This window comes from Streptomyces sp. NPDC096048 (genome assembly GCF_044763415.1).
Taxonomy (GTDB): Bacteria; Actinomycetota; Actinomycetes; order Streptomycetales; family Streptomycetaceae; genus Streptomyces.
In genome coordinates this window covers 131,549-152,275 of sequence record NZ_JBIWGG010000002.1, presented here as the reverse complement: position 1 = coordinate 152,275, position 20,727 = coordinate 131,549, and the positions used below count along the sequence as shown (strand labels likewise).

Below are 20,727 nucleotides of genomic sequence, written 5' to 3'. Positions count from 1 at the left end.
TGTGCTCGTCTTCGCCGCCTCCGACAAAGGAGGCACGGGGCGCTCGGTGACCAGCGCCAACCTGGCCTACCAGCGCGCCCTCATCGGCGACCACGTGGCGTACGTGGACTTCGACTTCGGCTCGCCCACCGCGGCCGCCGTCTTCGATGTGCCCGGCGCGATGCGCGGCACCGAGGAACGCGGCCTGCACTCCTACCTGGAGGGCGAGGTCGCCGAACCGGCCAGGATCGACGTCTGGCGGCAGACCGAGCACCCCCTGCTGCGCACCCGCCCCAACCAGTCCGGCCGCCTCGTCCTGCTCCCCGGCGACGCGGGCGGCGGCGAGTTCGCCACCGGCGAGGAGACCCTGGAGCGGTGCGTCGACCTGCTGCTGCGGCTCAACGGCGAGTTCGACGTCACCGTCGTCGACCTCAGCGCCGGCCGCAGCTACGCCGTCGACATGGTCCTCGCGGCCACCGCCCACCCACGGATGCGCCACGTCCCCTTCCGCTGGCTGGTCTTCCACCGCTGGACCCGGCAGCACGTCATCGCCGCCTCCGGGCTCGTCCACGCCGACCACGGAATCATCGGCGGCGGCGTCGAACGCGGGCACGACGAGGAGCACCTGCGGGCCGCGATCCGCTTCGTGCGGGCCGCCGTACCCGACCCCGAGTCGCCGCTGTGGTCCCAGGGCTCGCCCGCCCAGGCCGCCTGGATGCAGGCCTGCGACGAGGCGCTGCGCCGGCTCGCCGCCGAGCACCGCATCGGCGACAGCGTCGTCCTCGGCGTCGTACCGCTGGAACCCATACTCCAGTGGCGCGAGCAGCTCATCACCGAAGAGGACGTGCTCTCCACCCAGATCGCCAACAAGGAGACCCTGGAGGCGCTGGAGGAGATCGCCCGGCGCCTGACGGACGACTCGCACTGGGGGCGGCCATGACGGACGCGGTGTTCCGCGAGACCGCGGCCGAGGCACGCACCCAGTCGTTGCCCCTGGCCCACCTCTCCCTGGAACTGGGCCACCTCTACATGGAGGACTTCGAGGCCGGGCCCGAACGCCTGCGCCGGCACTTCACCGAAGTACGGCCCTGGGTGGAGGCGGCCCGCACCGCCGCCACCGCCCGGGCCGGCGGCAGACGCGCCCGGATCAGCACCTGTTTCCTCATCGACGACTACTTCACCCGCTTCTCCACCCCCGCCGAAGTCGTCCCCATGCTGCTCGCCGAGGCCGAGCGGGCCGGGCTGAGCGTCGACTACCTGGCCCGCGAGTCCGGCTGCGCCACCACCGGCAAGGTGCCCGTCGCCGAGGCGGTGGCCGGCCGCATCGTCGAGTCGCCGCCGCCCGGCAGCTACGGCCTGCGCCCGCCCGCCGCGCAGACCGGCTGGCTGGCCAACGGCGAACGCAGCCCCGCCGCCCGCGCCCCGCAGGCGATGAAGCGGGCCGCCGCCTGGCAGCCGCCCCGGGAGACCGCCGCCCGCCGCCACTCCGTCTTCCTCGACGTCGAGCTGTGGAGCGACGACGCCGACGGGCACCGCACCTGGTCCTGCCCCTTCCTCGCCGCCGTGTGGCAGCTCGCCCGCCTCGGACTCCTGCGCGACGGGGGCGAGCCCGTCCTCGTCCCCCAGCCGCACACCGCCACCGGTTTCCCCGACGACTGGGACGAACTGCCCTCCCTGCTCCGGCTCAACGCCGGCGCGGACCCCTTCTCCGCCTACCGGACCTGCTCGGTCCTGCCCACCCGTTTCCTCCCCGTCGAGCACGCCGTCCGCGTGATCCTCGACCAGATCGAGGTGGACCCCGGCGCCCTGGAGCAGGTCGCCGAACGCTCCGGACGGGAGCGCACACCCGTCCCCGACTCGGTCGCCGACCGCGTCTCCTACGTCTACTGCTCGGGGCCCTGAGATGGGGCCGCGGGAGAGCACACCGCGCGCCGTCCTCCTCTGCGGCGAGGTCCGCACCTGCCTGCTGCCCGCCAGGCAGGCCCTCGACATCCGGTCCGCCGCCCAGCTCCTCGCCCTGCGCGCCGACGAACGCGTCCTGCTCTCCGAGCGCCCGGGTCTCTACGCGCGTTCCCCCGACACCCTCACCGGCGTCGACTGCCCGCTGCCCAGCGCCAACGGCGCCCGGATCCGCGCGGTCGGCACCGTCGCCGCACACGCCGCGCTCACCGAGGGGCGCGTCCTGCAGACCTCCGCCCACTTCCGGCTCCCCGCCGCCGGCCCCGACCAGCGGCGGCCGTGGGGCGAGTACCTGGTACGTCCCGGCGTGGTCGAACCCCTCGGCAAGCTGCCCCACGAGGCGGTCGCGCGGGGCGTGCTCGGCGGCGGGCGGCACGGCGACCTCGACGTCGGGCTGATCGCCGACGGACTGCTCACCCGGCTGCTGCGCCACGCCCTGCTCGACCAGCGCCCGCCCTTCAGGTCCCGGCCCACCCGGCTGCGCTGGGTGGCCCTGCCCGCCGCCCCGGGCGACGGCCCGTCCATCGAACGGTTCACCCTCGCCGAGGACGAACTGCGCACCGTGCGCCTGCGCGTGCCCGAGGGCACCACCGGTGCCGGCCTCGCCGCACTCTGCGAGGACCTCGCCCTGCACGACTGGCTGCTCACCACCGTCGTCCGCATGCTCGACGGCATCCGCCTCGGCGGCTCGGCCGCGCAGGACGCCACCGGCGTCGTCAGGGCGCTGCGGCCGGCCGTCGACCACCTGCTGCACCTGTGGATGCCCCGGGCCAGGGTCGCCAGGGACCTGGCCCCGCTGTGGGATCCGCTGGAGGAGCGGCCCGGCTTCAGCCGGCAGTGGCAGGCCCTGGTGCAGCGCATCCGCGACCAGCTCACCCTGCACGCCGTTCCCGCGCCCCACCGGGAGGTGGAATCGGTTCCCTGACCGGGCGCCGTCGCCTCCCACGCACATCACCGCACCCCGGTCCGCCCCGATCCGACGCGTATCCCAACGGGGGGAGAAGCGAGATGAGCACGGCACAGTCACCCCAACCCGACGACACGGCCCGCACCCCGGGCCCGGCCGACCTGAGGGGGGAGTCCCCCTGGGCGCGCATGCTGCTGGTCGCCCTGGTCGTCGGCGCCCTCTTCTGGAGCGTCACCGCGTTGCTGAGCCCGGACGACGGCACGCTGCGGCAGTTCGTGGCCGCCGTGCTCTGCGCCGGTGCCGCGCTGCTGGTCCAGTACGTCCTCGGCCTGGCCCCACGCCCGGGACACATCCGTCTGGAGGAGCACACCCGCCGGGTGGAGAGCGCCCTCGCCGAGAACACCGCCGCCGTACGGGAGGGACTGAACCGGTACGACGACGAGCTGAAGACCGGCCTGACCCGGCACACCGAGGACGTGAAACAGCTGGTCGAGACCCACGTCACGCAGGTGGACCACCGGCCCGCCGAGCCCTACCCCCAGCTGGACCGCGTCCGCATCGACAGCGTGCCCGACCTGGCCAAGGGCTTCGCCGACGTACTGCTGCCGGAACCCTCGATCCTGCACACCTTCGTCCACCTGGAGATGGCACGGGTGGTCGGCCACATGGCGGACCTCACCAACCAGAGCGCCGAGTGCCCCGGCGAGAACCACGACTGGATGCTCACCCTCACCCGCGCCGCCGAGCAGTCCATCTGCGCCACCAGCACCTCCGTCGACCGGGAGTTCTGGAACAGCGAGCCCGCCGGCCGCTACCTCGACGCCCAGCAGGAGGCGATCGACGGGCAGGGCGTGTCGGTGCGCCGGCTGTTCCTGCTGGAGAGCGCCCGCGAGCTGGACGACCGGCTGCTGCGGCTGTGCGAGGAGCAGGAACTGCGGCGCATCGACGTACGCGTGGCCGTCCTGCCCGAACTGCCCCCGCACCTCCAGCGCGGCACCACCAACGACTTCATCCTCTACGACGAGGAGGTGTCGTTCGAGATCGAGCAGGACCTGCGCGACGTCAACGTCCGCACCCGGCTCACCGCGCGCCAGGACTACGTACGGGACCGGCTGAAGCGCTTCAGGGAACTCTGGGACGCGGGCATGGGCCTGCGCGAGCTGGAGGTGCGGGTCGACGCGGAGGAGGACGGCAACTGGATGGTCGACCGGGCCTGACCGCGGCCCGGGTACTCCCCGGGGAGTAAGGACAGTCCCGCGTCACCCCGGGCAGTAGCCGCCGACTCGCCCTCACGCCCGACGTGCCGGCGCCCCGCCGCCGGAAGTCTGGAGATCTGCCCAGACATCCGACCGGAGGGAGGCCCGCCAGATGGGGGCCGTAAGGACAAGTGGGGGGCGACGGCGGGCCGTGCCCTGGCCGGTGCTCGGGCTGTGGATCGCCGTACTGGCGATCGCCTCGCCGTTCGCGTCGAAACTCTCGGACGTGCAGCGCGACCGCGCCGTCGACTACCTGCCGGCGAGCGCCGACTCGACCCAGGTCGCGAAGATCCAGGACCGGCTGCCGGGCGGCGAGGCCACCGAGATGGTCGTCGTCTACCACCGCGACGCCGGACTGACCGCCGCCGACCGGGCCACCGCCGCCGACCAGATCGCCGAGATCGCGGGCGCGCACCGGCTGACCGACCGCCCGGCCGGCATCCCGTCCAAGGACGGCAGCACCCTCATGTACCCGGTCGCCAGCACCGAGCCGGGCCAGGACGAGGAGGCCCGCGACGAACTGGTCAACGCCGCCATGTCCGGCTTCCCTTCGCGCAGTTTCCGTCAGGCCTCGGTGAGCGTGGTCTCCTGGGACGCCCGCGCGGCGTCCAGCGCCTGGACGATGCGGATGAGGTCGGTGGGGGCGGCGGCGAGGCGGACCGGTTCGCCCGCGTCGTCGAGTTCGGCGACGTGCCAGCCGCGGGGAACGGCTTCTCCGTCGCCGCCGCGCAGTCGCCGTACGCCCTGGAGGGTGAGCCGCCGCACCGGGATCGGTCGCGCCGCGAACCGTCCCGGGCCGGGGTGCGGAACGACCGCCGGCGGGTTGTCGCCGAGCACGATGTGGGTGCCGAAGTGGTTCGGATTGTAGTCGGTGCTCTCCAGGAAGCGGGCGGCGAGGAACACGTCTCCGGCAGCGGGCTCTCGGGGTGCGGCCCCGGATGCGGCTTCGTGGGGTGTTCGGATCCGGGTAGCGCGCCACGCCAGGACGAACAGGCCCGACGTGGCGAGCGTCCCCGCGGCCGCCCAGACGAGGAACCCGGTGGAGGTCGGCGGCCCCAGGGGGTGGAGGTAGCAGAGCGGCAGCAGCCACAGGGCCGTGGTGCCCAGAACGCCGAGGAACGGCAGCACCGACGGCAGCACCTCGTCGTCGGCAAGCCGTCGCCCGCGCCGGTGCACCAGTAGCCGGGCGGCCGGCCAGCCGGCGGCGAGGGCGAGCGTGGCCGCGATGACGGCCACCGATCCGGCGCTGGTGAAGTGCTCGCGCCAGACGTGGTGGTTCCCCGCGACCACCCTCACCTGACCGCGCCACCAGGTGAGTCGGACGCGGTCACCGGTGCGAAATCCCTGGGCTCCCTCGCGGGAGAGCGTGATCCGGTCCAGGGGCCGGCCGTTGACGAAGTACAGCCGGCTGGGCTGCTTCGCGCCGCCCACCTCGGTCCGCGCGATCACGGCGTCCTCGGTGGTCAGGCACTCGCGACTCTCGGCGGACGGCGTCCCGGCGGCACACGGCACGGCCGACGTCCACGCCTCCTTCGTCGCCCCGGTGACGGGCACGAACCACGCAGCCAACCCGGCGCCCGCGAGGAGCAGCACGCACAGGATCAACGGCACAGCGACCCCGCGCCCGCTGGTGCGCTTGGAGATGACGGCGAGATGGTCCGACTCGGGCTCCCCGTGACGACGGTGAAGCGTTCGCAGCGCCTCGAGCGTCGCGTCGAAGTCCGGCCGGTCCTCCCGGGATACGGACAGCGGCAGGGGCAGCCGTCGGGTGCGGCCGTCGCGCCCCAGCATGCCGACGCGGAAGTACTCCTCTCCGTGCCGCCCGTACTGGATGTGGACGCGCAGATCGGCGATGTCGTGCCACGGCACGTCTCTGCGGCGGCGCAGCCGCGAGCCGGTGTGCACGCCGTAGGCGTCCGCTCTCACCTCCAGGGTGACGGCGTGGAGGAACGCGACACCCACCAGAGCGGCCAGCAGTCCGCCGCCCACCCACCAGTCCACGAACTCGCCCGAGTACACCAGGCGTCCCGCAGCCAGGACAGCCCCGGCCGCGCCCAGCCCTACGAACACCCACAAGGGCCGGGTACGCGGGGGGCGGCAGATCACTTCCTCGCCGGCAGTCATGTGTGCAGCGTGCCACCGATGCCGCCATGGACGCTTGTACGGTCCCCGGCAGTCTTCCGGTCCTTGAGGCTGCCGGGGGGCGGTCGAGGGCGTCCCGTCGGCGACGTCATGACCGGCTGCCGCCGGCGGCCAGCACCGCCGCGAGGCCCTCTCGCAGATCCTTGACGAAGTACTCGGGGACCTCCAGCGACGGGAAGTGTCCCCCGGTCTCGGGCGTCCCCCATCGGACGATGTGCCGGAACCGCTCCTGCGCCCAGGGGCGCGGGCACTTCTCGATGTCCCGGGGGTACACACTGATCGCCGACGGGACGTCGACCCGGAGTCCGGGGTCGAGCGAGTCGTGGCTTTCGTAGTAGATGCGGGCTGCCGAAGCGCCGGTCCGCGTCAGCCAGTACAGGGTGACGTCGTCGAGGACGCGGTCCATGGAGATCGTCTCGAACGGGCTGTCCTCGGTGTCCGTCCACTCGTAGAACTTGTCGAGGATCCAGGCGAGCAGCCCGACCGGTGAGTCGACGAGCGCGTAGCCGATGGTCTGCGGCCGGGTCGCCTGCTGCTTCGCGTACGCCGCGCGGTGGTCCCAGAAATCGCGGGTCTGCTCGGTCCATTCGCGCTCGGCCGCCGTCAGTCCGTCCGTCGTCAACCCGGGCGGTGCCTGCGCGGTCACGGTGTGGATGCCGAGAACCTGCTCCGGGAACCTGCCGCCGAGGATCGTGGTGATCACGCCTCCCCAGTCGCCGCCGTGGGCCACGAACCTGTCGTAGCCGAGCCTTCCCATCAGTTCCACCCAGGCGGCCGCGATCCTCCCGGTTCCCCACCCGGTGGTGGCCGGCTTGTCGCTGTAACCGAAGCCGGGCAGCGACGGGGCTACGACGTGGAACGCCGGTGCGTCCGCGTCCTCCGGATCCGCCAGTTCGTCCACTACGTGGGCGAACTCGGCAACGCTGCCCGGCCAGCCATGGGTCAGGAGCAGCGGGGTGGCGTCCGCGCGGGCGGACCGGCGGTGCAGGAAGTGGATTCCCAGACCGTCGACGGTCGTGCGGAACTGTCCGATCCGGTTGAGGCGCGCCTCGAACGACCGCCAGTCGTACCCGGTGCGCCAGTAGTCGACGACGTCCACGAGGTCGGCGAGCGGAACGCCCTGTCCCCATCGGTGCGGGCCGGGCGCGGCGCGGTGGACCGTCTCGGCCTCCGGCAGCCGTGCCGCGGCCAGTCGTGCGCGCAGGTCGGCGAGGTCGCTGTCGCTCGCGTGGGCTTCGAATGCCCGCACGTCTGCCCGCACGTCGCTGGTTCGGCGATTCATGAGACCTCCTGGCCATCGGGGAACCGGCTAAGACGGTTCTAGTGGACTCCGACGCCGACGCGCAACCGGCTAAGGTGGTTCCATGCGTGATCAGTTCCCTGAGTTCCGTCTCGGCAAGGTGCTGGCGACCAGCTTCACGGCGACCCTGACGGAGCGGCGCGGCGACGCTGTGGAACGCATTCCCACGCCGAACCGGCTCGTCGACTGGCTGGCGGTGAGCGGCCTCGCCGTGGAGTCCTGCACCACCGCACAGCTCGCACGCGCTCGGGAGCTGAGGGAAGCGATTCACGCCGCCGCGACAGCGGCCGCGCGCCGCGACCCGCTTCCTGTCTCCGCTGTCCAGGTCATCAACGACCGCAGCACGCGGAGTCGGGCCGCGGCCGTCCTGACGCCCGAGGGCGAGCGGCGGTGGCGACTTGGCCCGGCTTCCTCAGTGGAGGACGCCCTGGGGGTGATCGCCGCCGACGCGATCGGCATCATCGCAGGCGAGCGAGACGGAAAGCTGGCCTTGTGCGCCTCGCCGACCTGCCGGGCCGCCTTCTTCGACACCAGCCAGAGCCGCACCCGCAAATGGTGCGAGATGAACACGTGCGGCAACCGCCAGAAGAAGGCACGCTTCAACGCCCACAAGCTGCGTCAGTCGCGGTAGGTCAGCCGCAGTAGGTGTCCGCGGCCGGCCGCTGTCCGGTCGCCAGGAAACGGGAGACGGTGCGGTCGCCGCAGGCGTTGCCGTTGGCGAGATAGGCGTCGTGGCCGGTGGAGTCCACGGTGACCATGACCGCGCGCGGGCCGAGCGCCTCCCGCATCTCCAGAGCGCCGCTGAGCGGGGTGGCGACGTCCCGCTCGTTCTGGACGAGCAGGATGTTGGACGGCCCCCGGCCGGTGATCCGCACCGGCGCCTCACGCGGCGGGTACGGCCAGGCGGCGCACAGCATCGCGTTGCGGGGCATCCCGGCGGTCAGCGGGAACTTGGCGCGGCTCTCGGCGACGTCCTTCTGGTACACCGTGGCGGACTTCGGCCAGGCGACGTCGTTGCAGAGCGTCCCGGCGCCCACGGCGGCGACGTTCTGCAGCACGGCCTCGGGCGGCGCCTCGGGCGCGGGCGGCACGGTGCCCTTCCGCGCGGCCAGCATCAGCTTGGCGAGCGCCGGGTAGCGGCTGGGGCGGTAGAGGCCGTCCAGCATCGCCTGGCGCAGCACGTTGCCGTTCAGCTCCTCCGGGTTGGCGCCTGGCCAGGGGATCGGCTCGCGGTCGAGCCGGGCGGCGAGCCGCAGGAACATCGGCCGTACGTCGGCGGCCCCGCGCGCCACGCGGTCGGGGTTGCCGGGCTCGGAGGCCCAGGCGGCGAAGTGCGGGAAGGTGTCCTCGACACCCTGCTCGTGCCCGGCCAGCCAGGCGCGGGAGACGCGGGCGGGGTCGGGGTTGTCGACGCTGTCCAGCACGACGCGGTCGGCGCGGTGCGGGAAGAGCTGCGCGTACACCGCGCCGACGTACGTCCCGTACGACACGCCCCACGCGGAGAGCTTCCGCTCGCCGAGCGCGGCCCGGAGACGGTCGATGTCGCGGGCCTCGTTGGCGGTGCTGAGGTGCCTGATCAGCTCGCCGCCGCTGCTGGCGCAGGCGTCGGCCGTACGCCGGGCGGTGGTCATGTTCCCGTCCACCGAGCCGTCGGGGGCGGGCCAGGGACGGAGCTTGGAGGTGGCGAGGTCGCCGTACTCCAGCCCGCAGCTCACGGAGGTGGACGGGGCGAGGCCGCGCGGGGCGAACCCGATCAGGTCGTGGGAGTCCCGTACCTCCTGCGGCAGCTTCTGCCCCTTCCCCGAAGGGTCGTTCAGGCTGGAGCCGCCCGGCCCCCCGGGGATGAGCAGCAGCGCCCCGCGCCGGGCGTCCGGATTCTCGCTCGGGATGCGCGAGACGGCGATGTCGATGAGCGGGCTGTCGGGATCGGCGTAGTCCATGGGGACCTGGAGGGTGGCGCACTGCTGACGGGGGTCGGCGGCGCCGCCCTCGCAGGCGGTCCAGGTGAGTGACGTGGACGGGCCGGCGGTCGCCGATGCCGTGACCGGCGCGGTGATGCCGAGGAGGGCGGTGGACACGCCGACGAGAACGGCGTTACGGAGGATGCGCGTGGGCTGCGTCATGTGAGGAGCCTCGCGGATCTCCGGGGCCCTCCCCATCCGGGCAACTCCATGAAATCCAGGGGGGATTACCCCAGTATCGCCGGTCAGGTTCCACCCCGACCCGTCAGACGAGGAAGCTGTCGTGCGTCACCTGGAACTCCGCCGCCCGACGGTGCGAACGAACTCCGTCCAGGCGGCCGACCCGACGACGACCACCGGGCCGCCGGTCACCTTGCTGTCCCGGACGGGCACGACGCCGGGGACTCCGTCGGCGACCTCGACGCAGTTGCCGCCCTCGCCGTTGCTGTAGCTGCTCTTCGTCCAGCGGGCGTTGCTCAGGTCGTACTCGCGCATCGTCTGAAGTCCTCCGCCGCCGACTCGATCAGGGCCAGGGACGCCTCCGGCGACAGCGCGGCGACCCTGAGCAGATCGTATGCGCGCTGCGCCCGCTTCACCACGGCCGGGACGTCCACCAGCGTTCCCGAAAACGACGTCTCTGTATAGGCGACCGGGGGCGCATCCTCGAACTCCATGAGCCTCAAATCTCCGGTCATGGCCGCGTGCGCACCCGCCTCGTACGGGAGCACTGTCACCATCGCCGTGCGCTCACGCATCAGCCGTGCGATGTGATCCAGTTGTGCCGTCATGGCCTGCGAGCCGCCCATGGGGATCCGCAGCACGTTCTCGTGCAACGTCACCCAATACTCGGGCCTTGTAGCGTCGTCGAGGATCAGTGACCGTTCCAAGCGGGCGGTGACGATCTCATCGACGTAGGAGTCCGTCTTGAACGGATTGGCGGCGATCGTCACCGCGCGCGCGTACTGCCTCGTCTGGAGCAGCCCCGGCACAACCGTCGGCGCGAACTCACAGATCAGCGTGGCCAGCCGCTCCAGCTCCACCACATGGGCGAAGTAATCCGCATACCTTGGATCATCAATCAGCTTCCGGCACAGCCGCTCGAAAATACCGTCGGTTTGTAGCGCCTCGTCAATCCTCTGTGCCACATCCAGCTGAGGCTTGCGAATTGCCTGTTCGAACTGGCCGATGTAACCCCCGGACACGAATACCCGTGCCCCCAGCTCGACTTGGGTGATTCCGGCGTCCTCCCGCCGGCGTTTGAGTTCCGTGCCGAAGAACTCCCACGCCGCCTGCCGTGAACCGTTGGCCATAACCAACCCCCATGCACTGACCCGCACTTGTAGTGCGATGACTCCTGACGAGTGTAGGCACGGAGAGGCATTCTGGGGACACGAAGAGTGAAACCGTAAAGGGAAGGGGAACACGGTGGAGGCACGACACTCGGCGCTCTGCGTCGAAGAAGCGGAGGTAGCGGTGAAAGAATTGCGCGCAGCACTCGCGGAGGCAGGAATTACTCTTCCCTCCCTCGGGCTCGACCCGGTGAGTCTTGCGCGGGAGGCCCCCTGCCCACTCATCGAATTGGGGCGGTGTTCCGTCGAGACCGCGCAGCGACTCGCGGCGGCGCTGCGATGACGTACCCGCCCGTCGGTGCCTACGCCATCGACACCCGCACCGGTCGTGTCGGCCTCGTCATGGGGCACGAGGGGCCGTACGTCCAGATGCGCCCCTACGGCGGTGGCCGGGAGTGGGACGCCGAACCGGGTGACGTACGCCACGCCACCCCGTCCGAGCGGCTCAGCGCGGCGACGGCGTACACCAACGCCCGAAGTCGTGGCGAGGTGCCTTGAAGCATGCGCGAGAATGGGCGCCATGAGTCTGTTCCGCGACGACGGCATCGTGCTGCGCACCCAGAAGCTGGGTGAGGCGGACCGGATCATCACCTTGCTCACGCGCGGTCACGGACGCGTACGCGCCGTGGCGCGCGGGGTGCGGCGGACGAAGTCGAAGTTCGGGGCCAGGCTGGAGCCGTTCTCGCACGTGGACGTGCAGTTCTTCGCCAGGAACAGCGAGCTGGTCGGGCGCGGGCTGCCTCTGTGCACGCAGAGCGAGACCATCGCGCCGTACGGTGGCGGGATCGTCACCGACTACGCGCGCTACACCGCCGGGACGGCCATGCTGGAGACGGCCGAGCGGTTCACCGACCACGAGGGCGAGCCGGCGGTGCAGCAGTACCTGCTGCTGGTGGGCGCGCTGCGGACCCTCGCCCGGGGCGAGCACGCGCCGAACCTCGTGCTGGACGCGTTCCTGCTGCGCTCCCTCGCCGTGAACGGGTACGCCCCGACCTTCGGGGACTGCGCGAAGTGCGGCATGCCCGGTCCGAACCGGTTCTTCTCGGTCGGTTCGGGCGGCTCCGTCTGCGCCGACTGCCGGGTGCCCGGCAGCGTCGTACCCTCGCCGCAGGCCCTGGAGCTGCTCGGGGCGCTGCTCACGGGAGACTGGGGGACCGCGGACGCGTGCGAGCCGCGGTACGTCCGGGAGGGCAGCGGACTGGTGTCCGCCTACCTGCACTGGCACCTGGAGCGCGGCCTGCGCTCCCTGCGATACGTCGAGAAATCCTAGACAGCACAGCACAGTACGAGGAGACGAGAGACACATGGCCGTACGCGGGATCCTGGGGCGTCAGCGCCGGGACTACAGGACGCCGGAGCCGCACCCGTCCGGCGCGCGGCCCCCGAGGCTCGGCGAGCTGGTACCGGAGCATGTGGCGATCGTCATGGACGGCAACGGGCGCTGGGCCAAGGACCGCGGGCTGCCGCGCACCGAGGGGCACAAGGTCGGTGCCGAGCGGGTGCTGGACGTGCTCCAGGGCGGGATCGAGATGGGCGTCAAGAACATCTCGCTGTACGCCTTCTCCACCGAGAACTGGAAGCGGTCGCCGGACGAGGTGCGCTTCCTGATGAACTTCAACCGGGACTTCATCCGCAAGACCCGCGACCAGCTCGACGAGCTGGGGATCCGCGTGCGCTGGGTGGGGCGGATGCCGAAGCTGTGGAAGTCGGTCGCCAAGGAGCTCCAGGTCGCCCAGGAGCAGACCAAGGACAACGACCGGCTCACGCTGTACTTCTGCATGAACTACGGCGGGCGTGCCGAGATCGCCGACGCGGCGCAGGCCCTCGCCGAGGACGTGCGGGCCGGGCGGCTCGACCCGTCGAAGGTCAACGAGAAGACGCTCGCGAAGTACCTGTACTACCCGGACATGCCGGACGTGGACCTGTTCCTGCGGCCGAGCGGGGAGCAGCGGACGTCCAACTACCTGCTCTGGCAGAGCGCGTACGCCGAGATGGTCTTCCAGGACGTGCTCTGGCCCGACTTCGACCGGCGCGACCTGTGGCGCGCCTGCCTGGAGTTCGCCTCCCGCGACCGCCGCTTCGGCGGCGCGATCCCCAACGAGGAGCTCCTCGCCATGGAGGGCAGGACGGAGGATTCCAGCCCGTCCGGCGTCTGAGCACGAGGCCGTTCAGGCCGAGAAGAGGGGCCCGGGGCGCAGCCCCGGCCCCCACCGGCTCAACCGCCGGAGGCACCCGCGCAGTCCGCGCACGTGCCGAAGATCTCCACCGTGTGCGCGACGTTGACGTAGCCGTGCTCGGCGGCGATGGCCTCCGCCCACTTCTCGACCGCGGGGCCCTCGACCTCCACCGCCTTGCCGCAGGTGCGGCAGACCAGGTGGTGATGGTGGTCGTCGGTGGAGCAGCGGCGGTAGACGGACTCGCCCTCGGCGGTGCGCAGGACGTCGACCTCGCCGGCGTCGGCGAGGGACTGCAGGGTGCGGTAGACCGTGGTGAGCCCGACCGAGTCGCCCTTGTGCTTGAGCATGTCGTGGAGCTCCTGTGCGCTGCGGAACTCCTCGACCTCCTGGAGGGCTGCCGACACGGCGGCCCGCTGCCGGGTGGCGCGGCCCTTCACGGGCGGTCCAGCGGTCGTCACCGGTACTCCTCCTCACGTCTGCCGTCTGGGCTTGCCGGGCCATTGTGCCAGCCCGGCAGGCCGGCAGTCAGACGCCGACCTCGTCGGTGGTCCCCCTGGTGGCCGGAATCTTGCACTCCGCCGGATCCGCGGCGGCCCGCGCCGCGGTGACCGCCCGCGCGCGTCGCCGGGCCAGTGGCGCCGCCAGCACGGTGAGCAGGACGAACGCGCCGATGGTGAGCAGCACGATGGTCGCGCCGGGCGGCACGTCCTGGTAGTACGACGTGACCGTGCCGCCGATGGTCACGCTGACGCCGATGGCGACGGAGACCGCGAAGGTGGCGGCGAAGCTGCGGGTGAGCTGCTGGGCGGCGGCGACCGGGACCACCATCAGGGCGGACACCAGCAGCAGCCCGACGACGCGCATCGCGACGGTCACCGTCACCGCCGCCGTGACGGCCGTCAGCAGGTTCAGCGCGCGCACCGGCAGGCCGGTGACCCGGGCGAACTCCTCGTCCTGGCTGACCGCGAACAGCTGGCGGCGCAGGCCGAGGGTGACGACGACCACGAAGGCGGCCAGCAGGCAGATCGCGGTCACGTCGGACTCGGAGACCGTCGACAGCGAGCCGAAGAGGTACGAGGTGAGGTTGGCGTTGGAGCCCGTCGGCGCGAGGTTGATGAACATCACGCCGCCGGCCATGCCGCCGTAGAAGAGCATGGCGAGGGCGATGTCGCCGCGGGTCTTGCCGTACCAGCGGATCAGCTCCATGAGGACCGCGCCGAGCACGGAGACCAGGGTGGCCATCCACACCGGGGACCAGGAGAGCAGGAAGCCGAGGCCGACGCCGGTCATCGCCACGTGGCCGATGCCGTCGCCCATGAGGGCCTGGCGGCGCTGGACCAGGTAGATGCCGACGGCGGGGGCGGTGATGCCGACCAGGACGGCCGCCAGCAGCGCCCGCTGCATGAAGGCGTAGTTCAGGATTTCCATCAGCTCAGCAGTCCCGTGCGGATCGGTTCGGCGCCCGCCGGTGCGTGCGGGTGTACGTGGTCGTGGCCGGGAAGCGCGTGCTGGCCGACCGCCTCGGGCGGCGGGCCGTCGTGCGTGACGCAGCCGTCGCGGAGCACCACCGCCCGGTCGATCAACGGCTCCAGGGGGCCGAGTTCGTGCAGTACCAGCAGGACGGTGGTGCCGGCCGCGACCTGCTTCCTGAGCGTCGCGGCCAGTACCTCCTGGCTGGCCAGGTCGACGCCCGCCATCGGCTCGTCCATGATCAGCAGCTCGGGTTCGGCGGCGAGCGCGCGGGCGATCAGCACGCGCTGGTGCTGGCCGCCGGAGAGGGCGTTCACGGAGTCCTTGGCCCGGTCCGCCATGCCGACCAGGTCGAGGGCTTGGCGTACGGCCTCGCGGTCGGCCTTGCGCAGGACGCCGAAGCGGGTGCGGGAGAGGCGGCCGGAGGAGACGATCTCGGTCACCGTCGCGGGGACGCCGCCCGCGGCCGTGGTGCGCTGCGGGACGTAGCCCACGCGCGCCCAGTCGCGGAAGCGGCGCCGCGGGGTGCCGAACAGTTCGATCTCGCCGGCCGTCACCGGCACCTGGCCGATGACCGTGCGTACGGCCGTGGACTTGCCCGAGCCGTTGGCGCCGAGCAGGGCCACGACCTCGCCGCCGCGCACGGTGAGGTCGATGCCACGCAGGACGGGGCGTGAGCCGAGTTCGGCGCGGACGCCGCGCAGGGATATGACGGTCTCGTCGCTCACGAGGTCCTCCGTAACGATCTGAACGCTCACTTGGCGCCGAGGGCGGCCTCTAGCGCCTTGAGGTTGGACTCCATGACCGCGAGGTAGTCGTCGCCCTTGGACTTGTCGGTGATGCCCTCCAGGGGGTCCAGGACATCGGTCTTCAGGCCGGCGTCCTTGGCGAGGGTCTTCGCGGTCTTGTCGGACACCAGTGTCTCGTAGAAGACGGTGGTGACGCCGTCGGCCTTGGCCTCCTCCTGGAGCTCCTTGATCCGGGCGGGGCTGGGCTCGCTCTCCGGGTCGAGGCCGTTGATGGCCTCCTGGGTGAGGCCGTAGCGCTCGGCGAGGTAGCCGAAGGCGGCGTGGTTGGTGAAGAAGACCTTGGTGTCGGTGTTCTTCAGGCCCTTCTCGTACGCCGTGTTCAGGCCGGCCAGCTTCTTCGCCAGCGCCTCGGCGTTCTTCCGGTAGTCGTCGGCGTGGTCCGGGTCGGCCTTCTCGAAGGCCTTGGCGACGCCTTCGGCGATCTCGGCGTACTTGACCGGGTCCAGCCAGACGTGCGGGTCGAGGGCGTGCTCCTCCTCCTCGGAGTGCTCCTCGGAGTGCCCCTCCTCGGCGTGCTCCTCGCCTCCGTGACCGTGGTCGTGCTCGACGCTCCCGTGGTCCTCCAGCGTCGTCAGCGTGGCCGCGTCGATCTTGGTCTTCACGCCGGACTGGGCGATGGCCTCGTCCACGGCGGGCTGGAGGGACTTCAGGTGGAGCACCGCGTCCGCCTCGCCCATCTCGGCGGTCTGCTTGGCGCTCAGCTCCAGGTCGTGCGGCTCCTGGCCGGGCTCGGTGAGGGTCGTGACGTTCACGTGCTCCCCGCCGATCTGCTGCGCGAGGTACTGCATCGGGTAGAACGACGCGACGACGTCGAACTTGTCCGTGTTGCCCGCCGCCGCGCTGTCGCTGGAGCAGGCGGAGAGGGTCCCCAGGCCGAGTGCGGTGGCCGCGGTGACTGCTATGCCGGATATGTGGCGTCGTCGTACGTTCATGGCATTCATTTTCAACAAATATGGAAACCGTTGTCAACAATGCCCGGTCACGACCGGTCGCGCGGAGGGGAGCCCCCCGATTTGGTCGCGGGGCAGTGCACGCCGGTAACCTGAAGCATTCTCTGGAAGCATCTCGCTTCGTCGCCCGTCGTCGTAATGAAGAGAGCACCGTGGCCGCCGACAAGATCGACACCATCGTCAGCCTGAGCAAGCGCCGTGGCTTCGTATTCCCGTGCAGTGAGATCTACGGCGGACAGCGCGCCGCCTGGGACTACGGTCCGCTGGGTGTCGAGCTCAAGGAGAACCTCAAGCGCCAGTGGTGGCGCTACATGGTCACCTCGCGCGAGGACGTCGTCGGTCTCGACTCGTCCGTGATCCTGGCCCCCGAGGTCTGGGTGGCCTCCGGCCACGTCGCGACCTTCACGGACCCGCTGACCGAGTGCACCTCCTGCCACAAGCGGTTCCGCGCGGACCACCTGGAAGAGGCCTACGAGGAGAAGAAGGGCCGCGCCCCGGAGAACGGCCTCGCCGACCTCAACTGCCCCAACTGCGGCAACAAGGGCACCTTCACCGAGCCCAAGCAGTTCTCGGGTCTGCTCTCCACCCACCTCGGCCCGACCCAGGACAGCGGCTCCGTCGCCTACCTGCGGCCCGAGACGGCCCAGGGCATCTTCACCAACTTCGCCCAGGTGCAGACCACGTCCCGCCGCAAGCCGCCGTTCGGTATCGCCCAGATGGGCAAGTCCTTCCGCAACGAGATCACGCCCGGCAACTTCATCTTCCGCACCCGCGAGTTCGAGCAGATGGAGATGGAGTTCTTCGTCAAGCCGGGCGAGGACGAGAAGTGGCAGGAGTACTGGATGGAGCAGCGCTGGAACTGGTACACCGGCCTCGGCATGCGTGAAGAGAACATGCGCTGGTTCGAGCACCCGGCCGAGAAGCTCTCCCACTACTCCAAGCGCACCGCCGACATCGAGTACCGCTTCCAGTTCGGCGGCAGCGAGTGGGGCGAGCTGGAGGGTGTCGCCAACCGGACGGACTACGACCTCTCCTCGCACTCCAAGGCCTCCGGCCAGGACCTCGCCTACTACGACCAGGAGGCCGGCGAGCGCTGGACGCCGTACGTCATCGAGCCGGCGGCCGGTGTCGGACGGGCGATGCTCGCCTTCCTGCTCGACGCGTACGTCGAGGACGAGGCGCCGAACGCCAAGGGCAAGATGGAGAAGCGCACGGTGCTGCGCCTCGACCCGCGCCTCGCGCCGGTGAAGGTCGCGGTGCTGCCGCTGTCCCGGAACCCGGAGCTGTCGCCCAAGGCCAAGGGCCTCGCCCAGGCGCTGCGGCAGAACTGGAACATCGAGTTCGACGACGCCGGTGCGATCGGGCGTCGTTACCGGCGCCAGGACGAGATCGGTACGCCGTACTGCGTGACGGTCGACTTCGACACGCTGGACGACAACGCGGTGACGGTGCGGGAGCGGGACACGATGAAGCAGGAGCGCGTGTCGCTGGACCAGATCGAGGGGTACCTCGCTTCGAGGCTCGTCGGCTGCTGACCGTTCGTCCCGGTCGCCGTACCAGGGGGCGCCGCCCCCTGGGCACCCCGGCCTTTGCCCACCCACCGCCCGACTCGGTCGGGCGTGGGGCGGGCGCCGCGGTTCTCGATTGGCCCCCGATAGAGGATCCCGAGTGGTCCTCTGCCGGGGGCCGTCGTGTTGCCAGGGTGGTGCTCATGAGCATCGCGTTCCTGCTGACCACCCTCGTGGTCGTCGCCACCCCCGGGACCGGGGTCGTCTACACCCTTGCCGCCGCCCTGTCCCGCGGGCGCCGCGCGAGTGCCGTCGCCGCCTTCGGGTGTGCGCTCGGCATCGTGCCGCACCTGCTGGCCACCGTCACCGGCGTCGCCGCGGTGCTGCACGCCAGTGCCACCGCCTTCCAGGTCCTCAAGTACGCCGGTGTGGCCTACCTGCTGTACATGGCGTGGGCCACCCTCCGGGACAAGGAGGCGCTCACGGTGGGGGAGGAGCGGGGCGAGCCCGTTCCGGCGCGGCGGGTGATCCTGCGGGGTGTGCTGATCAACATCCTGAACCCGAAGCTGACGTTGTTCTTCTTCGCCTTCCTGCCGCAGTTCGTGGACCCGGGCCAGGCCGGCGCCCTGCCGAGCATGCTGGTGCTGGGCGGCGTGTTCATGCTGGTGAGCTTCGTCGTGTTCGCCGGGTACGGCTTCCTGGCGGCGTCCGTGCGCAGCCACGTCATCTCCCGGCCGAGGGTGATGGCGTGCCTGCGGCGGAGCTTCGCCGGGTCGTTCGTGGCGCTGGGGGCGAAGCTGGCGTTCACGGCCCGGTGAGGGGGCGTCAGCGGCCCTGGAGGGCCTTGACGTTGTCGCCGAAGGTCCAGTTCTCCGAGCCGTCCCAGTTGATCGACCAGGTCATCAGGCCCTTGAGGGCGCCGTTGTAGTGGTTCCAGGCCTGGGCGACCCGGGACGGCGCCATGTGGCCGCCGCCCGCGCCGGGCTGGGCGGGCAGGCCCGGGACCTGCTTGTCGTAGGGGACGCGGATCGTCGTGCCCTGGATGACCAGGCCCTTGTCCAGGCAGTCGGTCTGCGCGGTGAAGCCCTGGACCGTGCCCGCCTGGTAGGAGTCGCCGGAACAGCCGTACATGCTGCCGTTGTAGTACTGCATGTTCAGCCACCACAGGCGGCCGTTGTCGGCGTACTTCTTGATGATCGGCAGGTACGCGCCCCAGATCGAGCCGTAGACCACGCTCCCGCCGGTGACGTAGGCGGTCTCCGGGGCCATGGTGAGGCCGAAGTCGGACGGCATGCGGGCCAGGACGCCGTCGATGACGCGGATCAGGTTGGCCTGGGACGTGGAGAGCCGGCCGATGTCGCCGCTGCCGACCAGGCCGGTCTCTATGTCGATGTCGATGCCGTCGAAGTTGTACTTCCTGAGGATCGGCACGATCGTGTCGACGAAGCGGTCGGCCACGGCGGCCGAGCCGAGGTCGATGCCGGCCGTCGCGCCGCCGATGGAGAGCAGGAGCGTCTGCCCGGACGCCTTGGCGGCGCACATCTCCGCGGGCGTCGCCACCTTCACGTCCCGGTCCATGCCGTCCTCCCACAGGGCCGTTCCGTCGGAGCGGATGACCGGGAAGGCCGCGTTGATCACGTTGTAACCGTGGGCGGCGATGCGGGAGTCGGTGATCGGGGTCCAGCCGAAGGGCGGGTGGACGCCGTTGGCGGCGCCGTCCCAGTTCTCCCAGTAGCCCTGGAGCACCTTGCCGGTGGGCTTCGACTTCACGGCGCAGGTGTCGGCGGCCGGGGAAGCGGCGCCGGCGTGAGCGGCCGCGGGAGTGGTCGACACGGTGGCGGCCGTCAGCGGGGCGAGGACGGTGGCCGCGAGTGCGGTGGCGAGCGGGCGGAGCTTGCGGCGGATCATGCCGGGCCTCCCGGTGGGGGTCGGTGAGGTGTCGTAGGCATGACAGTCGTCTTGGTCCAGACCTTTCGTCAAGAGGTCTGGACCGGAAAGTCCCCCGGGGTGAGCGCCCGAAGTGCGGGAACCCGGAGAAATGCGGAAGGTGAGGTTCCCAGGGTTCCCACAGCTTGCACAAGCTTGCACAGGCGAGGACGAACAGTCATGGCTGAGCAGAAATCGGCGCAGACGCTCCCGAGGCCGTTGCACGCGGCCGCGTCGGCGCTGCGGAAGGTTCCGGGCGCGGAGACGGTCGGCAGGGTCGCCGAGGGCGCACTGGACAGGATCGGGGCGGTGTCGCCGCGCGGGCGGCGTGCGGTCGTGTACACGGGGGCCGGGGTGCTGGGCATCGCCGGGTTGGTGGAGTGGCCGGTGGCGGCCACCGGGGCGGCGGTGGCGTGGCTGACCCGGCCACGGCCGCAGGAGTCGCCGGAGGCGAAGGCCGCGCGGGTGCTGCGGAACGGGGCGAAGGCTTCGGGTGGCGCCGAGGACGGCGACGGCTCGGGGAAGTCCGGTGCGGCTGGGACGGGTGCGGCCGGATCGCGTGCGGCCGGATCGCGTACGGCCGGAGGTACGGCCGGCACGGGTGCGGCCGGCACGGATACGGCGAAGAAGAGCCCCGCGCGGCGGGGCACCGCCAAGAAGACCGCGACCCAGGCCGCCGGCAGGAAGAGCACGGCGGCGAAGGGCACCGCGAAGACGAGCCCCGCCAAGAAGACGGCGGCGAAGAGCACGGCGGACAAGAGCACGGCGGACAAGAGCACGGCGGACAAGAGCACGACGGCCAAGAGCCCCGCCAAGAAGACGGCGGCGAAGAGCACCGCCGCGAAGAGCACCGCCAAGAAGGCCGCCGCGAAGAGCACCGCGGCGAAGAGCAGCACCACCAAGAAGAGCGCGGCGAAGAAGAGTCCCGCCAAGAAGAGCACCGCGAAGAAGGCCACGTCCGGGCCTTCCCGCGGTACGTCCTCCCGCGGCCGGAGCAAGAAGACCGCCGCGTCCACACGAAAGGCGGGCTGAGA

General features: G+C 71.2%; 22 protein-coding genes and 1 pseudogene. 13 read left to right on the top strand and 10 right to left on the bottom strand.

Annotated features, from left to right (window positions below):
* The first annotated feature begins 1 nt into the window (after position 1).
* The 5 genes and pseudogenes from ACIQ6R_RS05205 to ACIQ6R_RS05185 all read left to right on the top strand — a co-directional run.
* Positions 2–919 (top strand): SCO2523 family variant P-loop protein, encoded by a 918-nt coding sequence (locus tag ACIQ6R_RS05205; protein WP_404178018.1) that lies wholly within the window; start codon positions 2–4, stop codon positions 917–919.
* Positions 916–1,881 carry an SCO2522 family protein gene (locus ACIQ6R_RS05200; RefSeq protein WP_404218832.1) on the top strand — a complete coding sequence of 322 codons (966 nt, stop codon included), beginning with the start codon at positions 916–918 and terminating at the stop codon, positions 1,879–1,881. The genes ACIQ6R_RS05205 and ACIQ6R_RS05200 overlap by 4 nt, the downstream gene beginning before the upstream one ends.
* Before the next feature lies 1 nt (position 1,882).
* On the top strand, positions 1,883–2,863 hold the full coding sequence (locus ACIQ6R_RS05195; protein ID WP_404218829.1) for an SCO2521 family protein: 981 nt from the start codon (positions 1,883–1,885) through the stop codon (positions 2,861–2,863).
* Between the two features lie 83 nt (positions 2,864–2,946).
* A complete protein-coding gene (locus tag ACIQ6R_RS05190; protein WP_404218827.1) occupies positions 2,947–4,062 on the top strand; it encodes a hypothetical protein in 1,116 nt (371 codons plus the stop codon).
* A gap of 151 nt (positions 4,063–4,213) precedes the next feature.
* A pseudogene (locus ACIQ6R_RS05185) lies at positions 4,214–4,630 on the top strand (MMPL family transporter); the annotation flags it as partial.
* A gap of 35 nt (positions 4,631–4,665) precedes the next feature.
* On the opposite strand, the gene ACIQ6R_RS05180 reads toward ACIQ6R_RS05185, so the two are convergent.
* Both ACIQ6R_RS05180 and ACIQ6R_RS05175 read right to left on the bottom strand, forming a co-directional pair.
* Entirely contained in the window at positions 4,666–6,225 is a 1,560-nt protein-coding gene (locus ACIQ6R_RS05180; protein ID WP_404218825.1) for a PH domain-containing protein, read from the bottom strand.
* A gap of 106 nt (positions 6,226–6,331) precedes the next feature.
* On the bottom strand, positions 6,332–7,525 hold the full coding sequence (locus ACIQ6R_RS05175; protein WP_404218823.1) for an epoxide hydrolase: 1,194 nt from the start codon (positions 7,523–7,525) through the stop codon (positions 6,332–6,334).
* Positions 7,526–7,607: 82 nt separating this feature from the next.
* On the opposite strand from ACIQ6R_RS05175, the gene ACIQ6R_RS05170 reads away from it, so the two are divergent.
* Positions 7,608–8,174 carry a CGNR zinc finger domain-containing protein gene (locus ACIQ6R_RS05170; protein ID WP_404218821.1) on the top strand — a complete coding sequence of 189 codons (567 nt, stop codon included), beginning with the start codon at positions 7,608–7,610 and terminating at the stop codon, positions 8,172–8,174.
* Between the two features lies 1 nt (position 8,175).
* Here ACIQ6R_RS05170 and ACIQ6R_RS05165 read toward each other — a convergent pair whose 3' ends face one another.
* From ACIQ6R_RS05165 to ACIQ6R_RS05155, 3 genes are all read right to left on the bottom strand, one after another.
* Entirely contained in the window at positions 8,176–9,666 is a 1,491-nt protein-coding gene (locus ACIQ6R_RS05165) for an alpha/beta hydrolase (protein ID WP_404218820.1), read from the bottom strand.
* Positions 9,667–9,792: 126 nt separating this feature from the next.
* Complete coding sequence (locus ACIQ6R_RS05160) at positions 9,793–9,999, bottom strand: DUF397 domain-containing protein (protein WP_404218819.1); 207 nt, start codon at positions 9,997–9,999, stop codon at positions 9,793–9,795.
* Positions 9,981–10,814 (bottom strand): helix-turn-helix domain-containing protein, encoded by an 834-nt coding sequence (locus ACIQ6R_RS05155; RefSeq protein ID WP_404218817.1) that lies wholly within the window; start codon positions 10,812–10,814, stop codon positions 9,981–9,983. Before ACIQ6R_RS05155 ends, ACIQ6R_RS05160 begins: the two co-directional genes overlap by 19 nt.
* 115 nt (positions 10,815–10,929) lie before the next feature.
* On the opposite strand from ACIQ6R_RS05155, the gene ACIQ6R_RS05150 reads away from it, so the two are divergent.
* Genes ACIQ6R_RS05150 through ACIQ6R_RS05135 form a run of 4 tightly spaced genes read left to right on the top strand, consistent with a single transcriptional unit; the run spans position 10,930 to position 13,009 of the window.
* Positions 10,930–11,136: a hypothetical protein gene (locus tag ACIQ6R_RS05150; RefSeq protein ID WP_307852187.1), complete on the top strand. Its 207-nt coding sequence runs from the start codon at positions 10,930–10,932 to the stop codon at positions 11,134–11,136.
* Positions 11,133–11,351: a hypothetical protein gene (locus ACIQ6R_RS05145; protein ID WP_404177892.1), complete on the top strand. Its 219-nt coding sequence runs from the start codon at positions 11,133–11,135 to the stop codon at positions 11,349–11,351. The genes ACIQ6R_RS05150 and ACIQ6R_RS05145 overlap by 4 nt, the downstream gene beginning before the upstream one ends.
* Positions 11,352–11,373: 22 nt before the next feature.
* The gene (gene recO / locus ACIQ6R_RS05140) at positions 11,374–12,123 is read left to right on the top strand and encodes a DNA repair protein RecO (RefSeq protein ID WP_375913217.1); all 750 of its coding nucleotides are present in this window, start codon (positions 11,374–11,376) and stop codon (positions 12,121–12,123) included.
* A 34-nt stretch (positions 12,124–12,157) separates the two neighbouring features.
* Positions 12,158–13,009, top strand: coding sequence for an isoprenyl transferase (locus ACIQ6R_RS05135; RefSeq protein ID WP_404177895.1), 852 nt, complete (start codon positions 12,158–12,160; stop codon positions 13,007–13,009).
* Between the two features lie 59 nt (positions 13,010–13,068).
* Here ACIQ6R_RS05135 and ACIQ6R_RS05130 read toward each other — a convergent pair whose 3' ends face one another.
* From ACIQ6R_RS05130 to ACIQ6R_RS05115, 4 genes are all read right to left on the bottom strand, one after another.
* Entirely contained in the window at positions 13,069–13,488 is a 420-nt protein-coding gene (locus tag ACIQ6R_RS05130) for a Fur family transcriptional regulator (protein WP_375913223.1), read from the bottom strand.
* 67 nt (positions 13,489–13,555) lie between these two features.
* Positions 13,556–14,458 carry a metal ABC transporter permease gene (locus ACIQ6R_RS05125; RefSeq protein ID WP_404177899.1) on the bottom strand — a complete coding sequence of 301 codons (903 nt, stop codon included), beginning with the start codon at positions 14,456–14,458 and terminating at the stop codon, positions 13,556–13,558.
* Entirely contained in the window at positions 14,458–15,228 is a 771-nt protein-coding gene (locus ACIQ6R_RS05120) for a metal ABC transporter ATP-binding protein (RefSeq protein ID WP_404218815.1), read from the bottom strand. Before ACIQ6R_RS05120 ends, ACIQ6R_RS05125 begins: the two co-directional genes overlap by 1 nt.
* Positions 15,229–15,254: 26 nt before the next feature.
* Entirely contained in the window at positions 15,255–16,241 is a 987-nt protein-coding gene (locus tag ACIQ6R_RS05115) for a zinc ABC transporter substrate-binding protein (protein WP_404218813.1), read from the bottom strand.
* A 170-nt stretch (positions 16,242–16,411) separates the two neighbouring features.
* Between ACIQ6R_RS05115 and ACIQ6R_RS05110 the strand changes: the two genes are divergently transcribed.
* Together ACIQ6R_RS05110 and ACIQ6R_RS05105 are read left to right on the top strand one after the other, a co-directional pair.
* Positions 16,412–17,794 (top strand): glycine--tRNA ligase, encoded by a 1,383-nt coding sequence (locus ACIQ6R_RS05110; protein WP_404218811.1) that lies wholly within the window; start codon positions 16,412–16,414, stop codon positions 17,792–17,794.
* Between the two features lie 176 nt (positions 17,795–17,970).
* On the top strand, positions 17,971–18,585 hold the full coding sequence (locus ACIQ6R_RS05105; protein ID WP_404218809.1) for a LysE family translocator: 615 nt from the start codon (positions 17,971–17,973) through the stop codon (positions 18,583–18,585).
* 7 nt (positions 18,586–18,592) lie between these two features.
* Here ACIQ6R_RS05105 and ACIQ6R_RS05100 read toward each other — a convergent pair whose 3' ends face one another.
* Positions 18,593–19,675: a chitinase gene (locus ACIQ6R_RS05100; RefSeq protein WP_404218807.1), complete on the bottom strand. Its 1,083-nt coding sequence runs from the start codon at positions 19,673–19,675 to the stop codon at positions 18,593–18,595.
* Positions 19,676–19,873: 198 nt separating this feature from the next.
* Between ACIQ6R_RS05100 and ACIQ6R_RS05095 the strand changes: the two genes are divergently transcribed.
* Positions 19,874–20,725: a hypothetical protein gene (locus tag ACIQ6R_RS05095; RefSeq protein WP_404218805.1), complete on the top strand. Its 852-nt coding sequence runs from the start codon at positions 19,874–19,876 to the stop codon at positions 20,723–20,725.
* The last annotated feature ends 2 nt before the right edge of the window (positions 20,726–20,727 follow it).

Excerpts from the sequence above, each read along its gene's own strand:
- ACIQ6R_RS05200 (WP_404218832.1), top strand. The coding sequence starts at position 916 with ATGACGGACGCGGTGTTCCGCGAGACCGCGGCCGAGGCACGCACCCAG.
- ACIQ6R_RS05195 (WP_404218829.1), top strand. The coding sequence starts at position 1,883 with ATGGGGCCGCGGGAGAGCACACCGCGCGCCGTCCTCCTCTGCGGCGAG.
- ACIQ6R_RS05190 (WP_404218827.1), top strand. The coding sequence starts at position 2,947 with ATGAGCACGGCACAGTCACCCCAACCCGACGACACGGCCCGCACCCCG.
- ACIQ6R_RS05180 (WP_404218825.1), bottom strand. The coding sequence starts at position 6,225 with ATGACTGCCGGCGAGGAAGTGATCTGCCGCCCCCCGCGTACCCGGCCC.
- ACIQ6R_RS05175 (WP_404218823.1), bottom strand. The coding sequence starts at position 7,525 with ATGAATCGCCGAACCAGCGACGTGCGGGCAGACGTGCGGGCATTCGAA.
- ACIQ6R_RS05170 (WP_404218821.1), top strand. The coding sequence starts at position 7,608 with ATGCGTGATCAGTTCCCTGAGTTCCGTCTCGGCAAGGTGCTGGCGACC.
- ACIQ6R_RS05165 (WP_404218820.1), bottom strand. The coding sequence starts at position 9,666 with ATGACGCAGCCCACGCGCATCCTCCGTAACGCCGTTCTCGTCGGCGTG.
- ACIQ6R_RS05160 (WP_404218819.1), bottom strand. The coding sequence starts at position 9,999 with ATGCGCGAGTACGACCTGAGCAACGCCCGCTGGACGAAGAGCAGCTAC.
- ACIQ6R_RS05155 (WP_404218817.1), bottom strand. The coding sequence starts at position 10,814 with ATGGCCAACGGTTCACGGCAGGCGGCGTGGGAGTTCTTCGGCACGGAA.
- ACIQ6R_RS05145 (WP_404177892.1), top strand. The coding sequence starts at position 11,133 with ATGACGTACCCGCCCGTCGGTGCCTACGCCATCGACACCCGCACCGGT.
- recO (WP_375913217.1), top strand. The coding sequence starts at position 11,374 with ATGAGTCTGTTCCGCGACGACGGCATCGTGCTGCGCACCCAGAAGCTG.
- ACIQ6R_RS05135 (WP_404177895.1), top strand. The coding sequence starts at position 12,158 with ATGGCCGTACGCGGGATCCTGGGGCGTCAGCGCCGGGACTACAGGACG.
- ACIQ6R_RS05125 (WP_404177899.1), bottom strand. The coding sequence starts at position 14,458 with ATGGAAATCCTGAACTACGCCTTCATGCAGCGGGCGCTGCTGGCGGCC.
- ACIQ6R_RS05115 (WP_404218813.1), bottom strand. The coding sequence starts at position 16,241 with ATGAACGTACGACGACGCCACATATCCGGCATAGCAGTCACCGCGGCC.
- ACIQ6R_RS05105 (WP_404218809.1), top strand. The coding sequence starts at position 17,971 with ATGAGCATCGCGTTCCTGCTGACCACCCTCGTGGTCGTCGCCACCCCC.
- ACIQ6R_RS05100 (WP_404218807.1), bottom strand. The coding sequence starts at position 19,675 with ATGATCCGCCGCAAGCTCCGCCCGCTCGCCACCGCACTCGCGGCCACC.
- ACIQ6R_RS05095 (WP_404218805.1), top strand. The coding sequence starts at position 19,874 with ATGGCTGAGCAGAAATCGGCGCAGACGCTCCCGAGGCCGTTGCACGCG.